Source organism: Pseudomonas sp. WS 5027 (genome assembly GCF_012985695.1).
GTDB lineage: Bacteria > Pseudomonadota > Gammaproteobacteria > Pseudomonadales > Pseudomonadaceae > Aquipseudomonas > Aquipseudomonas hygromyciniae.
The window spans coordinates 1-14,724 of record NZ_JAAQWU010000033.1; the positions used below are offsets into that span (position 1 = coordinate 1).

At 58.8% G+C, this 14,724-nt stretch carries 18 protein-coding genes and 1 tRNA gene; 6 read left to right on the forward strand and 13 right to left on the reverse strand.

What is annotated here, in order from left to right; all coding sequences use genetic code 11:
* Positions 1 to 109 (forward strand): IS3 family transposase (locus HBO09_RS26875; RefSeq protein ID WP_169993622.1); only part of this gene is annotated, 109 nt, incomplete at its 5' end.
* A gap of 15 nt (positions 110 to 124) precedes the next feature.
* Here the strand turns inward: HBO09_RS26875 and HBO09_RS26880 are convergent.
* The 3 genes from HBO09_RS26880 to HBO09_RS26890 form a co-directional block, all read right to left on the reverse strand.
* The gene (locus HBO09_RS26880) at positions 125 to 1,984 is read right to left on the reverse strand and encodes a transporter substrate-binding domain-containing protein (protein ID WP_169993620.1); all 1,860 of its coding nucleotides are present in this window, start codon (positions 1,982 to 1,984) and stop codon (positions 125 to 127) included.
* Entirely contained in the window at positions 1,984 to 2,610 is a 627-nt protein-coding gene (locus HBO09_RS26885; RefSeq protein ID WP_169993646.1) for a response regulator transcription factor, read from the reverse strand. The genes HBO09_RS26880 and HBO09_RS26885 overlap by 1 nt, the downstream gene beginning before the upstream one ends.
* Before the next feature lie 141 nt (positions 2,611 to 2,751).
* The gene (locus tag HBO09_RS26890) at positions 2,752 to 4,008 is read right to left on the reverse strand and encodes an EAL domain-containing response regulator (RefSeq protein ID WP_262381338.1); all 1,257 of its coding nucleotides are present in this window, start codon (positions 4,006 to 4,008) and stop codon (positions 2,752 to 2,754) included.
* Positions 4,009 to 4,291: 283 nt separating this feature from the next.
* On the opposite strand from HBO09_RS26890, the gene HBO09_RS26895 reads away from it, so the two are divergent.
* Together HBO09_RS26895 and HBO09_RS26900 are read left to right on the forward strand one after the other, a co-directional pair.
* Complete coding sequence (locus tag HBO09_RS26895) at positions 4,292 to 4,819, forward strand: DUF4142 domain-containing protein (protein WP_169993618.1); 528 nt, start codon at positions 4,292 to 4,294, stop codon at positions 4,817 to 4,819.
* Between the two features lie 154 nt (positions 4,820 to 4,973).
* Positions 4,974 to 5,120, forward strand: a complete 147-nt coding sequence (locus HBO09_RS26900) for a hypothetical protein (protein WP_166647832.1) — start codon at positions 4,974 to 4,976, stop codon at positions 5,118 to 5,120.
* Between the two features lie 13 nt (positions 5,121 to 5,133).
* On the opposite strand, the gene HBO09_RS26905 is transcribed toward HBO09_RS26900, so the two are convergent.
* From HBO09_RS26905 to HBO09_RS26935, 7 genes are all read right to left on the reverse strand, one after another.
* A complete protein-coding gene (locus HBO09_RS26905; protein WP_169993615.1) occupies positions 5,134 to 5,634 on the reverse strand; it encodes a methylated-DNA--[protein]-cysteine S-methyltransferase in 501 nt (166 codons plus the stop codon).
* A gap of 102 nt (positions 5,635 to 5,736) precedes the next feature.
* Positions 5,737 to 6,147 (reverse strand): type II toxin-antitoxin system HicB family antitoxin, encoded by a 411-nt coding sequence (locus HBO09_RS26910; RefSeq protein ID WP_169993613.1) that lies wholly within the window; start codon positions 6,145 to 6,147, stop codon positions 5,737 to 5,739.
* A 23-nt stretch (positions 6,148 to 6,170) separates the two neighbouring features.
* Positions 6,171 to 6,353: a type II toxin-antitoxin system HicA family toxin gene (locus HBO09_RS26915; protein ID WP_029299101.1), complete on the reverse strand. Its 183-nt coding sequence runs from the start codon at positions 6,351 to 6,353 to the stop codon at positions 6,171 to 6,173.
* Positions 6,354 to 6,622: 269 nt separating this feature from the next.
* Positions 6,623 to 6,696, reverse strand: a tRNA-Gly gene (locus tag HBO09_RS26920).
* Between the two features lie 141 nt (positions 6,697 to 6,837).
* On the reverse strand, positions 6,838 to 7,722 hold the full coding sequence (locus HBO09_RS26925; RefSeq protein WP_169993611.1) for an alpha/beta hydrolase: 885 nt from the start codon (positions 7,720 to 7,722) through the stop codon (positions 6,838 to 6,840).
* 299 nt (positions 7,723 to 8,021) lie between these two features.
* Positions 8,022 to 8,714 (reverse strand): pseudouridine synthase, encoded by a 693-nt coding sequence (locus HBO09_RS26930; protein ID WP_169993609.1) that lies wholly within the window; start codon positions 8,712 to 8,714, stop codon positions 8,022 to 8,024.
* Positions 8,714 to 8,926, reverse strand: coding sequence for a cysteine-rich CWC family protein (locus tag HBO09_RS26935; protein ID WP_169993607.1), 213 nt, complete (start codon positions 8,924 to 8,926; stop codon positions 8,714 to 8,716). The genes HBO09_RS26930 and HBO09_RS26935 overlap by 1 nt, the downstream gene beginning before the upstream one ends.
* A 218-nt stretch (positions 8,927 to 9,144) precedes the next feature.
* Here HBO09_RS26935 and HBO09_RS29110 point away from each other — a divergent pair, with 218 nt between their 5' ends.
* Together HBO09_RS29110 and HBO09_RS26940 are read left to right on the forward strand one after the other, a co-directional pair.
* Positions 9,145 to 9,504, forward strand: a complete 360-nt coding sequence (locus HBO09_RS29110) for a hypothetical protein (RefSeq protein ID WP_262381339.1) — start codon at positions 9,145 to 9,147, stop codon at positions 9,502 to 9,504.
* Positions 9,505 to 9,647: 143 nt separating this feature from the next.
* Positions 9,648 to 10,076, forward strand: coding sequence for a DUF3757 domain-containing protein (locus HBO09_RS26940; RefSeq protein ID WP_169993605.1), 429 nt, complete (start codon positions 9,648 to 9,650; stop codon positions 10,074 to 10,076).
* A gap of 22 nt (positions 10,077 to 10,098) precedes the next feature.
* On the opposite strand, the gene HBO09_RS26945 is transcribed toward HBO09_RS26940, so the two are convergent.
* Positions 10,099 to 11,211, reverse strand: coding sequence for an enoyl-CoA hydratase/isomerase family protein (locus tag HBO09_RS26945; protein WP_169993603.1), 1,113 nt, complete (start codon positions 11,209 to 11,211; stop codon positions 10,099 to 10,101).
* A 131-nt stretch (positions 11,212 to 11,342) separates the two neighbouring features.
* On the opposite strand from HBO09_RS26945, the gene ung reads away from it, so the two are divergent.
* Positions 11,343 to 12,038 carry a uracil-DNA glycosylase gene (gene ung / locus HBO09_RS26950; protein ID WP_166647838.1) on the forward strand — a complete coding sequence of 232 codons (696 nt, stop codon included), beginning with the start codon at positions 11,343 to 11,345 and terminating at the stop codon, positions 12,036 to 12,038.
* 140 nt (positions 12,039 to 12,178) lie between these two features.
* On the opposite strand, the gene HBO09_RS26955 is transcribed toward ung, so the two are convergent.
* Together HBO09_RS26955 and HBO09_RS26960 are read right to left on the reverse strand one after the other, a co-directional pair.
* On the reverse strand, positions 12,179 to 13,216 hold the full coding sequence (locus tag HBO09_RS26955; RefSeq protein WP_169993601.1) for an AbrB family transcriptional regulator: 1,038 nt from the start codon (positions 13,214 to 13,216) through the stop codon (positions 12,179 to 12,181).
* Positions 13,209 to 14,723 (reverse strand): tripartite tricarboxylate transporter permease, encoded by a 1,515-nt coding sequence (locus HBO09_RS26960; protein WP_169993599.1) that lies wholly within the window; start codon positions 14,721 to 14,723, stop codon positions 13,209 to 13,211. The genes HBO09_RS26955 and HBO09_RS26960 overlap by 8 nt, the downstream gene beginning before the upstream one ends.
* Position 14,724 lies beyond the last annotated feature (1 nt).

A 14,724-nucleotide genomic window follows, 5' to 3' on the forward strand; every position in this document is an offset into this window, starting at 1 on the left:
TGATTACATCGAGATGTTCTACAACGCAAAACGCCGCCATAGTTTCAACAATCAGCTGTCACCGGTAGAGTTTGAAAAGCGTTACGCAATGAGTTTGCAAGGTGTCTAAAGAATCCGGGGCGATTCATACAGCTTCGCGTTCGACGCCAAAGACACTCAGGTAGCCGCTGTTACACACCACCAACTTCGCTTGGCGATCACGCACATAGATGGGGTGCGGCGTGCCATCGATCAGCACGCGCATGAACTCTAATTGATCACTCAGGGCAATTTCGGCCTGCCTGCGCGTGTGCATCAGCCTGCTTAGGTAAGCGATCCACACCATTGCCACCAGCAACAGCAAGGTTGCCAGGGCGAACCCCTGAAGGATCACCGTGCGGTTGCGCAGCCAGTAGCTGTCATCCACGGCAATGTCGCTGCGCCAGCGGTTGGTGACTTCATCCAGCTCTTCGGGCGGGATGCTGAGCAAGGCTTTTTCCAGGATCGAATACAGCTCAAGGGAACCGCGAGAGGTGGCGAACGCCGTGCGTGCCAGTTGCGTGCCCACGGTGCTGGTGATGCGTAGCTGCTCCCGGTGATCGCGCGCGATCATGTAGCGGGCGATGATCAACGAATTGACTCCCGCGTCCGCCTTGCCATCGGCAACCAGCGCCATCACTTCCTGGGCGTTACGCGCCTCCACCAGCTTAATACTTGGGTAGTTCTCGATCACCAGGTCCCGTACCGGATTGCCATGTATCACCGCCAGCCGTTTGCCCGCCATCTCGTCCAGAGTGCTCGGGCTAGAGGGTGAGGTGCCACTGACCAACACATACGGGGTGTTCAGGTAGGGGCGGGTAAAGCGCAGCACCCCCTCGCGCAAAGTACTTGGCGTAAGCGTAATCAGCAGGTCGGCCTCGTTCTCACGCACTTTATCAACCATGTCGGACACTGAAACCGCACGCTGCACTTCGAACTTCAAACCGGTGCGCAGTGAAACCTTGGCCAGCACATCGGCACTGATACCGCGAAACTCGCCCTCTTCATTGAAGAACGACAGCGGCAAGAAACTGTCATCAACTGCTACCCGCACCGACGGATGCGCATCCATCCAACGTTGTTCACTGGCGCTGAAGTGCAATGCAGTACGCCCGGGCATACTGCTGCCACCGGCACTCCAGCGTCGCTGGATATTCATGCGTTCGCTGATCGGAATCGCCGCCAGCGCGCTATTGAGCACGCGTTGTATCCGCGTATTGTCGTGGGTCATAGCAAACGAGAAGTTGCTGGCTTCTATTTGGGAGAAGTCAGCCAACTGCACATTGTTCAAATAATTCTTGTTGATCAGAAAATTAGCGCTGAGGGCGTCGCCCAGGTACACGTCGGCGCTGCCGAAGGCCACCGCACCGATGGCACTCAAGGTCGAGGGAAACAGTTGCAAGGTAGCCTTGGGGTAAAACGCCTTTACCGCTTCGGGTGAAAGGTAGTGATACTGCATCGCGATTTTCTTGCCCGCCAGGTCAGGGGACAGTGCCTGGCTCTCGCCCAATCGTGTCACTAATGCCGGCATGTCTTCGGCATAGGCGGTCGACAGCAACAGGCCGGCATCGGCGGCCTCATAGCCGTTTGCGATGCCCAGAAAATCCACCTCCCCGCGCTTGAGCCCGTCGATCACCTCGGCACGCGTGGCATATCGGCGTACCTGCACCTGGACGCGCAATAGTTCACTCAATAGCTGCGCGTAATCAGCCGTCACACCTTCATAGTCCCGACCATTGTTGACCATGCCCATGGGCGCATAGTCGGGGCTGGAATCGCCAAGGACCAATACATTCTTGCTGCGCAGCCAGCTCCAGTCAGCCTCGGTAAGCACAGCATGGTAACCATCGACACCGGAGCGGCCCAGCACTTGGAAAGTGCCAACCGGCGAGTCCGCCAGGACCGTACCGTTCAGCGCAATGCCAAGTACCAGTAGCGCTATCCACTTACGTAAGAACAGGCTCATCAGATCAGGTTATTACGTTTAGCAAAGTCAGCGAGGTAGACCACAGACTTGACATTGAGCTTTTCGATCAAGCGCGTTTTATAAGTGCTGACGGTCTTGTTACTTAGCAGCATGGCGTCACCGATTTCCTTGTTGCTCAACCCTTGGGACAACTGTTGCAAAATTGTCAGTTCACGATCAGAGAGGCGCTGGATCAACTCCAAGTCGGTGGTTTCGACATCACTGCGGCGCACCGAACTGTTGGCCAGGTTGGGGAAGAAGGTATATCCGTCCATAACCGCCTTGATCGCTTTAATCAGTTCATTCAGGTCATTGGTCTTGGAGATATAGCCGGCGGCACCGGCTTTCATGCAACGCATTGAGTAGAACAGCGGCGATTGGGAGGTCAGAACCAGGATCTTACACTTGAGGCCCAGTGCGCAGATGCGCGCAATGACTTCCAGCCCATCCAACTTGGGCATGGCGATATCCAGAACGATCAGGTCGGGTTCGTGCTCGCGCGCCATCTGCACCGCGTCTGCCCCGTTGTCGGCTTCGGCAACGACGTCGAAATGCTCCTGTTTCAAGAGCATTTTGACCGAAGATCGAATAAAGGGGTGGTCATCCACAACTAACGCTTTAAACATAACTACCTCTGCGAGACACACCGGAATGCGCCGATGGTGCATACGCCCGTCGCGTAAATAAAACAGTGGAAAAAGTGATCGTTCGATACGAAGCTCAAAATACACGAGCTCGATTCAAGTGTAGAGAATATCTGGAATATCTCAGGTGTTATCCAGCCCCGCGCGCTGACCGGCAAGGTGTGTTTCAAGCCACACCAGCAACCGATGCCCCGCCATTGGCCGGGCCAGGTAAAATCCCTGCCCGATTTCACATCCCAGGGCCAAAACACCCTCATGGGCGCGCTGAGTGCCAATGCCTTCGATCACCAAGCTCATGTCCAGCGAGCGAGCCAATGCCAAGGTACTGGCGACCATGGCCCGACTGAGCGGTTCGCCAATATGGCGAACGAACTCGCCGTCGAGTTTAAGTTGATTGAAGGGGAGTTGGCAGAGCAGTTTGAGCGATGAAAAGCCCATGCCAAAATCATCGATGGCTAAGCCGCAGCCGAGCATCCGTAAACGAAGCAGGTTTTCCTGGATTCGTGGTGAGATATCCAGTAAGCCGTTCTCCGCCAGTTCGAACAACAACGTGGAGCCGGGAAGGCCATGGCGCAGCAACGCCTGCTGGATATGCCCCATCAACTCGTTGTTGAGCAATTGCGAGGCATGCAGGTTAAACGCCAGTTCAAGCTGAGTCTGCTGACGGCGCAACACCCCCAGAAGGCTCAGGCCTTGCTCAAGAAGTTGTATGAACATCTGGTCGATCAAATCGTAGGCCATAACGGCAGCCAGAAACTCCGCCGGCAATAGCACGCCCCTGGTTGGATGCTCCCAGCGCGCCAACACCTCCACACCCGCGAGGCGCCCGGTGCCCAGCATGAACTTAGGCTGAAACCAGGCACGAAACTCACCCAATGCCAAGCCTTGGTGAATCTCCTGCTCAGTGGGCAATGCTTTGGAGAACGACGGACTTACCGATGGCATATGCCGTGGGCAATAACCGCGCAATAACTGCCGCAGGGCGCGCAACTGCAATGGCTGGGTCAACACACCCAACACTTGCAGACCGGAAAGACAACGCATATGGACCACCGCCCGGCGTAACGCGGGATGTAACTCACTGCAAAAGACAACCGCACGCGCTAAGCCTGCCTGTCTGGCGCGCTGCAGGAACTCCAGGCAGTCAAGGCTCCTGTCTGCTACGTCACAGAGCACGATGTCGACCCCGCCGCCCGCCTGCAATTGCGCCATGGCGTGTTCGCCGTCACAGGCCTGAAGCACAGCTGGCAACCCCAGCTGATCAAGCATCTTGATCAGAACGCTGCGTTTGAATCGTTGGCTTTCCAAAACGAGGATGCGGGGGGGAGCCATGCCTATCAACTGCCATGCAGGAGCGAAGGCGGTGATAATGACTAGCAATAGTCCGAACTTGAAAAGGAAGCGTCCTGTCGATTTGTAGGAAGTTTCCTAGAGAGGCCCCAAGGAAGCTTCCTGCCGTTGGCACACTGGGCCACATTCACTGCGTTGCTGTCGAGCCGGGCCGAGTTGCTGACCTGGGGCATGCTGGGCAGTAAAACCTCCTGAGTCCATACGACCGTTCGTCGCACCAGCAAGTTTTTTCTAAACCTTTGTCGCCCTGAAAATTCAGATTCAGGGCGGGGCTCGTTCCCCGGCATGTATTTATTACCTGGAGGAACCCATCATGAGCCGCATGGCTATCCGGTTACGCACCGCCACTTTCGCGATGCTGCTGGGCCTCGGCGCCAGCAATGCTTTCGCCCAAGGGCCTGCCGAATTCATCGAACAAGCCTCGGCCAAAGGCATGGCTGATATCGAAACCAGCCGCATGGCCCACGCCAAGACCTCGTCCCAGGAAATCAAGGACTACACCATCGAGGTCATCAACGAACGCACCTTGGCCAATCAGCATTTGGCGGCCATTGCGAAAAAGCTCGACTTGCCGGTGGCGCCTCGCGACCAGATCGTCGACAAGGCCGAAACCCTGATGCCTGAGCTGACCGATGGCGACTCTTTTGACGCCGCCTACACGGCCCAGCAGGTCAAGGCCAACGAAGATGCAATCGCGCTGTTCAAGCAGCAAGGCGCGGCGTCGGACATCCCCGAAATCAAGGCATTGGTCGACGAAACCTTGCCTAAGCTGGAAACCCGTCTGGAAAAAGCCCGTGCGCTGGCTTCGTCGTACGGCAAGAGCCGTCGCGGCGACGGTTGATGGTGGGTACGTTCTTGAGAACGGCGGTTGGATTGATTCCAACCGCCGTTTTTTTACGGTGCGCGACCGTTCAGCAGGTCAACCGTGGCGGATCGAACCCATGCCCGGGCCGGTGGGTCACTGTCTTATCATCCCGTTGAATGGACGCGCGACCATGAACCTGACCCGTACCCTTTGCCTGGCCTGCTGCCTGGTACTTCTGCAGGGCTGTTTCGACAGCTCGAACAACGAAACCCAGGACAACACCGATGGCAGCAAATCATCGGTGCAAATGAAGGACTCCAAGGCTGACCAGCCATAGCGTCACGGGGTCGTCAAAACAGCGACCGGGTCGGCTCGCCATCCTCCAGCGTGAGCAAGTACTGCTTGGCCTCCAGGCCACCGGCAAACCCGGTGAGCCGGCCTGACGCGCCAATCACCCGATGGCAGGGCGCGACGATTGAAATCGGATTGCGCCCATTGGCTGCCCCCACCGCACGCACCGCTTTCGGGCTGCCAATCTGCATGGCTATCTGGCTGTAGCTGCGGGTTTCACCGAAGGGAATGGTCAACAGCGCGGCCCAGACTTTTTTCTGGAACTCGGTGCCTTCGAAATCCAGCTCCAGATCGAAGCGGTTACGGGTGCCGGCAAAATACTCATTCAACTGGCGCTCGGCCTGCAGCAGCGCTGGATTGTCGCTGACCTCCACCAACTCGCCCAGGCGCACGCGGTTGGCGCGCTCGGTTTCCCACAAGATGGCGGCGAGCTTGCCGTTGCGCGCGACCAGGGTCAATTGGCCGACGGGGGAGGGCATGAGTTTGTATTCACACGGCATGAGCGGGCTCCTTGTTGGGCGGACCATTTAGCAGGCGGGCTTGTACTTTAGCGCTCATCGCTCCTGCGGGAACTACGTTTCTTGCGGTCAAATTCGCTAGTGTCACCGCTCTTGCTGCAGCACTTTCAGCGCTGCCGAAGCCAGGAACCCGGAGCGGCTTTTTTCTTCCGGGTGATGCAGCACGTATTCATCAATGCGGTTGAGCAGATAGCCCGGCAAGGTGATGTTGAGTTTTTGCGCCTTGCCCAGGTACTTGGTCACATCGATGTCCACTACCGCCCAGATGCAGCCAGCGTATAGAGGGTTGGCCGCGTGATGGGTGACTTTTTGCGCGCTGGGAATTGGTGCGCCATCCTCCGCCAGCAGCTCGAAGTGACCTTCAATGGCCTCCCGTGCCATGGCCATGGCGTCATCCAGGTCATCTCCGGCAGAGAAACACCCAGGGATGTCGGGGATTTCCACACCCCAGGCGTGGTCGTCGTCACCCGTTGAAATTGCAATCGGATACAGCATGTTCGTGATTCTCCCAGGAGCGCTCAACCGAGCAGAGCTTGCTTCAAAATGCTCTTGGCGGTCTTGTCCAACAGCTCTTTCCTGGGATGGGGAATAGTCACCAGCCCAGGCTTGGTTGGATGTTTGAAATGATGATGGCTGCCCCTGACGCGTGCCAGGTACCAGCCGTCTGCGACGATGTGGCCTATCAAGTATCGGCTATCCACATCACCTCCTTGTGGTGTGTTGGTAGTGACTATAACCACTGAAAAGAAATTATCAACACTCTACCTACCAAACGGCAGCGGTAGGTCGTTCAAGAAGTGTAAGGGCGAATGCCGGGGCTGCCGGATGGAGGTATTGCACGGTTTTACGGGTAGGGGCGGCTAAGCAGGCGGGGATTGATGGGTAAAATCCGGGCGTAAAAAAACCGGCGTCATGAGCCGGTTTTTTTCATTCCCCACCAAAAACGATTGGCTGTGGGAACACAAATATGTGGAGCGGGTAGAGGGAATCGAACCCTCAACTAAAGCTTGGGAAGCTTTCGTTTTGCCACTAAACTATACCCGCTCAAAGCGGCTGACTTTGTACCAGATGTGCGCGGCGATTTGAAGTTTTTCTTTGAAAAATGTGCAAGTTGCGAGCGTCCGTCCAAGCTTTCAGCCAACCCTGGGCAGTGACACAGCGTCATACCCGCCCAGGGTCCGGCCTTTAAATTGCCAGTGCATGCACAGCCTGCCCCTGGTGATACCGCAGTCGATTCACCGACTGTTCCGGTTTCAAAAAGCTCATCAATGCCTTCCGGCTGTCGTTGCACGCGGCCTTGTGCTCCATATCCAGAAAGTGTCCGGTGGCCTGGATGGTGCCAAAGCTGCTGTTGGCCACATGTTGGCCAAACAGTCGGGCATCCTCGGCGCTGGTGTATTCGTCCCATTCACCATTCAAGAACAACACCGGAATGTCGATCTGCCGCGCCGCCTTGAGGTAGCACTGGCGGTCGCTGTTGAGGACCTGGCTGATGTGGAAGTGCATCTGCCCATACTCGTGCTCGGCCAGGGTGCTGACGTGCCGATAGTTGAAGCGCTTGAACAGCGGCGGCAGGTGTTTGCCGATGGTGCTGTTGACCAGATGCCCAACGCTGTGGCGATCGAGATTGCCGAGATAGTCGACGCCGCGCTCCAGGTAGTCGCGCATCGGCGCGTTGATCACCGGGGAGAACGAGCTGATGACGGCTTTTTCCACTCGGCGAGGTCGTTGCGCAAGGGCAACGAGGGTGGCGACACCGCCCCAGGAGAAGGACAGCACATGTTCGGCGGCGAAGTGGTCAATGAGTTCCAGGAGGATCTGGCCTTCACTGTCTTTCGTCAGCATTTGCTCATGACGGTTGTGGGCTTTGGAGCGACCGGCGTAGGGCTGATCGTATAAAACCACATTGAACTGCGGATACAGGCTTTTCACGGTCTGGGCGAAAGACGCGGTGGTGGCCATGGAGCCGTTGACCAGGATGATGGTCTTTTGAGCAGCGTCCGCGCGATAGAACTCCGTGTAAACCCGATACTGACCCTGTATATCCAGCACAGCGATTTCTGGCCTCATGTCGTAAGACTCCTGGCAAGCGGGTGGTGCGCGCAGATCACTCTGCACGAGCTTTGTGACAGGTAGGCATACGCCTGGAAGGGAGGCCCATGTCGGTCCGATGAAACTGGCCGACGGGTGTTGTTATGGCGGGCAGCTTGCCTGCAACACCCGCAATCCTAGGAGTGCGGGCAGGCAATATGTTTCTTGGAAGAGGCTGTGACTTGCCAGTCAGATTGCGGCTGGCGTTTTGATTCAAGCAGGAGGCGGGCCAGGTCGCCAGTTTCACCCCGCGGTTTTGGCGATCACCGGCCCAACGGTCATATCTGGCGGATTTCAGCCTCGGTCAGCGGCCGATACTGGCCGGGGGCGAGCTGTTCATCCAGCACCAGCGGCCCCATGCGCTCGCGGTGCAGGCGCGTGACCTTGTTGTTGAAGTGCCCGAACATGCGCTTGACCTGGTGATAACGCCCTTCAATGATGCTCAGGCGCGCACTTTTGGGGCTCAGCACCTGCAACTCGGCCGGTTGAGTGGTCAGGTCCTCGAAGGCGAAGTACAGGCCGGCGCTGAAGGTTGCGGCATAGTCCGGGCCAATCTCCTGTTCGGTCTCGACGTAGTAGACCTTGGGCAGCTTGGTCTGAGGCTGGGTCAGGCGTCGCGACCACTGGCCATCATTGGTCAGCAGCAGCAGGCCGGTGGTGTTGAAGTCCAGGCGCCCGGCGATATGCAGGTCGTCCTTGTCCGCTTCATCCAGCAGGTCGAGGACGGTGGGGTGTTGCGGGTCGATGGTGGCACTCACGCAGCCTGGCGGCTTGTGCAGCATGAAATAACGTGCGGGTTTGCCTGCTTGCAGGACTTGCCCATCACACTCCACACGGCTGAACTCGCGAACGTCATGCCGCGGGTCGTTGACCGGCTGTCCGTCGACCTGGATCCGTCGCTCCGCCAGCAACAGGCGCACCTGCTGGCGATTGAAACGCGGCAGGTTGCTGAGAAATCGGTCGATACGCATTACTGGGGCTCGGCCCCGCGCAATCGGGCATCGACCTGGGCACAGCGCGGGCACAGGCAAGCCTTGTTGCGAAGCTCCACGGGCAGGGCTTCGAGCACCTTGGGGTCGATGGTGACGCTGTAGCACCAGCAGGCGCGGTCAGCGGTGCGCGGGTCGGCCAGGGCGCAGTCGTTGCGGGCGCCGCAGGCCGGGCAAAGTGTGGGAGTGGTCATCGGTCGGTTCAGGCGTGATTCAGTCGAGATTGCGGTGAAACCCGGTATACCTGGCACGATACAGCCCCGAGCGGTTTATTGCGCCACAGATGTATCAATCTATGTCCAGATCGCACCAGATTCTGTTTTTGATGTCAGATATTTCGTCATTTAGCGAAAGCTGTTTGTCGCCCTCCAGCGTCGCTGGTGTGTGCTCTTCCGCGGTCCAGGAGGCCGCCATGTATCGTCGAATGCTCCTTACCGCTGTGCTCGGCTTGACCCTTTCTGCTTGTGTGCCTTATTACGATGGAGGCTCCAGCTACTACCGATCCGAAGTCTATACCGCGCCCGCGCCGGTCTATTACTACGGCGGCGGTCCGTCTTACCAGTATCGGCGCGGCTATTACGCACCGCCACCGCGCTACTACCCGGCACCTCGTTATTACCAGCCGGCGCCCCGTTACTATCAAGCAGGGCCAAGGGCGGGTTACCGGCCCTATCCGAGCCAGGGTTGGGGTGATCATCGAGGTTACAGTGGTCATGGTCGAGGCGATGGCCGTGGCGGTGATCATGGCCGGGGCCGCGGTGGGCACCGGTAAACAACTAATCCTTTAAACGGCGCTTAATGCGCCGTTTTTTATGGGTGACCGTTCGTCTTCACTGTCATATTTAACAGCTATCTTGCGCGCCCTTCTCGGACTCTACTAAGTGGCAATACCTCAGCAGCGCAATGGAATGACACATGATCAGCCGGGGATTCATTCTATGTTTGCTAGGCGTTTTACCAATCGCTCATGCCAGCGCAGAGTTCGGCTGCCCCTATCCCTCGTCGATCAAGCGAACCGGTGGTTATTTTCAAAGTGACAACGGTGCCTGGAAAAGTCCCAAGGTCGAGTTTCCGGGGTTTGTGGACACGTTTGTCGGCGCTGTTTTTACGCCGACCGAGGCAGGGGAGCGCAAGCGAGGCCATCTGGAATACTGCACCTACAAGGCGGCCAACAACCAGTGGGTCAACCTCAGGTTCCAGGCGCCCGAGCCCCGTCCCAGCATGTCACTGAGCGATTCCACCCACTGGGTGGCGGCCCGTGGGCCGTTTGACCAGCAAATCTATGTGTGTACAGACAGCCAGCCCGACAACTGTTCGTTCACCCTAGATAACCCCAAAAACTAGGCAGCTGCTTGAGACCGGTCTGTCATACGTCAGACAAGTCCGCCAGCGGGTGCCGTCCTTCCCAGGCCTTGTGAAAGTGCGCCTCGACCACGGCCTCGGGAATGCGGTTGATATCCGGCCAATGCCAGTGGGGCTGCTGATCCTTGTCGATCAGACGTGCCCGCACCCCTTCACTGAACTCCGGATGCCGACAGCAATTGAGGCTCAACGTGTACTCCATCTGGAAAACCTCTGACAGCGACAAGTGGCGCGCCCGTCGGATCTGCTCCCACACCAGGTGCGCGGTCAGCGGGCAGCCCTCGCTCAATGTCTTGCCGGCCCGGCTCAACAACGGGTCGGCATGCTCGCGCAATGGGCTCAATGCGCGCCAGGCGCAGCGCACATCGCCCACATCCAGCCATTCGTCGATTTGCTGGCGTCGTGGCAACCACTGCGGTTCAGGCTGCTGGCTGACGGCTTCCTGGGCCAGGGCCTTGAACAGGCTGTTGAGTTGCATCGCCGTCTGCTCCTGCCAATTGAGCTGCAGCAAACCTTCGAGCATCTCATCTTGTTGTTCATCCAGCAGGAAGCGATCGGCCAAGCCCAGGTCCAGGGCGTCGCGACCATTCATCTGGGCGCCGGTCAGGCCGAGGAACAGGCCGAGCTTGCCGGGCAGTCGGGAGAGGAACCAACTGGCGCCAACATCCGGGTACAAGCCGATGCTGATTTCCGGCATGGCCAAGCGGCTGCTGGGTGTGACCACACGGATGGCCGCGCTTTGCAACAACCCCATGCCACCGCCCAGCACATAGCCATGGCCCCAGCAGATCAGTGGTTTGGGGTAGGTATGCAAGCGATAGTCGAGACGATATTCCGCCGCAAAAAACTGTGCGGCCAGCGGCGGTACTTCACCCGGCTGCTCACGACAGGCCTGGGCCAGGCTGCGCACTTCGCCGCCGGCGCAGAACGCCTTGGGGCCGTTGCCGCGCAGCAGCACGCAGACGATTTGCGGATCCCGGGCCCAGTGGTCCAGGCGTTCGCCCAGGGCCAGGATCATCGGGAGGGAGAGGGCATTGAGGGACTTTTCCGCATCCAGGCTGGCGATGCCGATACGGGCCCCATCTGTGCCAGTGAGCTCTTCGAAGTGCAGATTCATCATGACCTCAATCGGTAAATTGAACGTTGAGTATGATCCCTTCGTGGGAAAGCGCCGGTTCTGCGTCAGATCAATTGACAAGTGGGGTGGGCTTTCCTAGGGTTCGCCCACTCTTTTTACATGATGTGTTTCTGATGACTTCCGACGACCGTATCAAACTCGAACCGAGCTGGAAACACGCCCTGCGCGAGGAGTTCGAGCAGCCCTACATGAACGAGTTGCGCGAGTTCCTGCGCCAGGAGCATGCGGCGGGCAAGGAAATCTACCCGCCGGGCCCGTTGATCTTCAATGCGCTCAACTCCACGCCGCTGGACAAGGTCAAGGTGGTAATCCTCGGCCAGGACCCCTACCACGGCCCGGGCCAGGCCCATGGCCTGTGCTTCTCGGTGCAACCGGGCGTGCCGACGCCGCCTTCGCTGCTCAACATCTATAAAGAGCTCAAGCGCGACCTCAATATCGACATTCCCAACCATGGCTGCCTGCAAAGCTGGGCCGACCAGGGCGTGTTGCTGCTCAACACCACCATGACTGTGGAACGTGCGACGGCCAACGCCCATGCGGGCAAGGGCTGGCAGTTCTTCACTGACCGGGTGATCGAAGTAGTCAGCGAGCATCAGCCGCACCTGGTGTTCCTGTTGTGGGGCGCCCATGCCCAGGGCAAGCAGAAGCTGATTGATGCGACCAAGCATTTGGTGCTGACTTCGGTGCATCCGTCGCCGTTGTCGGCGTATCGCGGGTTTTTGGGCTGCGGGCATTTCAGTCGGACGAACAAGTTTCTTGAGCAGAATGGCGAGACGCCGATCGAGTGGCGGTTGCCGCCCATCTAAGGCCCAGCACCAAAGGATGTGATAGCGGGATTGTGTGGGAGCGGGCTTGCTCGCGAAGGCGGTGGGTCAGTCAAGTATTTATCAACTGAGCCACCGCCTTCGCGAGCAAGCCCGCTCCCACATTAGGGTTGTGCCAGGTTTTAGACGGTGTCCGGCTGGCGGTTCCAGTGGCGGAATAACGGTTCCGCCAGGAACAGCACAAACAACAGCCGCATCACTTGCATCGCCGTGACCAAGGGCACCGACAGTTGCAAGGTCTCGGCCGTGAGGCTCATCTCGGCAATTCCACCGGGCATCATGCCCAACGTCAGTGAACGCAGATCCAACTGCGTTAGCGCACTCAAACCTACCGCCGCCAGGGTGGCGATCAACATGGTCAGCACTGTGCCGATCAAGGTGCGGCCCATGAATGCTGGCGCCCGCCGAAAGAACTGCCGGTTGAAGTGGCAACCCAGGCCGCTACCGATCAACCATTGGCCGATCTGGCTGCCGCCATCGGGCAGGCCAATGTGCAAATCCCAGGTGATGCTGGCGATGGCGCTGACCAGCAACGGCCCGAACAACCAAGGGTTGGGCTGGTGCAGACGCTGCCAGCCCCAGGCGACCAGGGCGCCAATGGGAAACAGCAGGGCCAGCCAGGCCCAATCCACGTGGGCCGGGTGAAATTGCGGCGCGCCGCCGCCCAGCAAATACTTGAAGATCGCCGGTACGCACAACACCACCAACAACACCCGCAGACTCTGGCCTGCCGCCACGCGGCTGAGCACCGCGCCATTACGCGCGCCGAGGTTGACCATTTCACCGGAACCACCCGGCATACTCGAGAAAAACGCCGTGGCACGGTCTTCACCGCTGCGGCGCATCAACCACACGCCGACAATGCTCGACAGGCTGGTGACCAGCGCGCCGAAGAAGATCAGGCCAAAGTGGCTCATCACCTGCTCGATCACCAACGGGGTGAAGTGCAGGCCAATGCCGATGCCCACTACCCATTGGCCACATTTACGCCCGCCGGGTATTTCGCCCAACTGCCAGGGCGTGAGGCAACGCACCAGGATGATCGCCAGCAACGAGCCGACCATATACGGCAAAGGCCAGCCGACCAGGCTGGCCAGGTAACCGCCGGCCAGACCGACCAGCGGTGTTCCCCACCATTGTTTAAAGGTGACTTCAGACATCGGCCACAGCGCGACGCTGCAAGGAGCGTTTGCGCCAGATACGCAGCAATGGCACCAGCAGCATGATGGCGGTCAGTACCCAGACGCCGAAGGTGATCGGGCTCGACCACAGGATCTCCAGTGCGCCATTAGAGATCGACAGTGCACGACGCAGGTTCTGCTCCATCAGACCGCCGAGGATAAAACCCAGCAGCAGCGGCGACAGCGGGAAGTCCAACTTGCGCAGGATGTAGCCGAAGATGCCGATGGCGATCATCAGGAACAGGTCGAAGGTGGTGGCGTGCACGGCGTAGACGCCAATCGCGGTGATGATCGCGATCACAGGCACCAGTGCCCAGTTCGGCACGGCAAGGATGCGGGTGAAGATGCGGATCATCGGGATGTTGAGGATCACCAGCATGATGTTGGCGATAAACAACGAAGCGATCAGGCCCCAGACGATGTCTGGTTGCTGTTGGAACAGCAGCGGGCCTGGCGTGATGTTGTACAGCGACAGTGCGCCGATCATCACTGCCGTGGTGCCCGAACCTGGAACGCCGAGGGTTAGCATCGGCACCATGGCACCGCAGACAGACGCGCCGATGGCGGTTTCCGGAGCGGCCAGGCCACGCATGTCGCCTTGGCCAAACTTACCGCTGGCGCCGGCGATGCGTTTCTCGGTCATGTAGGCAACGGCCGAGGCCATGGTCGCGCCTGCACCTGGCAAGACGCCGATGATAAAGCCCGATACACCGCAACGGATGTTCACGGTCAACACCGACAAGGCTTCCTTGACGTTGAACATCATGCGACCGGTGGCTTTCACTGCTTCCTGGCCACGGTGGGTTTTCTCCAGGAGCAGTAGGATCTCGCTGATAGAGAACAGTCCCAGCACCAACACCACGAACTGGATGCCGTCGGTCAGGTGGATGTTGTCGCCGGTAAAACGGTACACACCACTGTTGGCGTCGATGCCCACGCAGGCAAGGAACAGGCCGATCAACGCCGAGACAAAGGTTTTCAGCGGCTTGTCACCGGCCATGCCGCCCAGGCAGACAATCGCAAACACCATCAGTACGAAATATTCCGCCGGACCGAAGGCAATCGCCCACTTGGCCAGCAGCGGCGCGAACAGCACCATGCCGCAGGTGGCGATAAACGCACCGATGAACGAACTCCAGGCGGACAACGACAGCGCCACGCCGGCCATGCCTTTACGGGCCATCGGGTAGCCGTCCAGGGTGGTCATCACGGTGGAGGCTTCGCCCGGGATGTTCAGCAGGATCGAGCTGATCCGGCCGCCGTATTCGCAGCCCAGGTACACGGCTGCCAGCAGGATCAGCGCCGACTCCGGCGGCAGGCCCAGGGCAAACGCGATGGGAATCAACAGTGCCACGCCGTTGATCGGACCCAGGCCCGGCAGCAGGCCGACCACGGTGCCGATCAGGGTGCCGCACAGTGCGGTCACCAGGTTATAGGGGCTCAGCGCGACGCCGAAACCCTGGCCCAAATAGCCAAAAGTATCCATA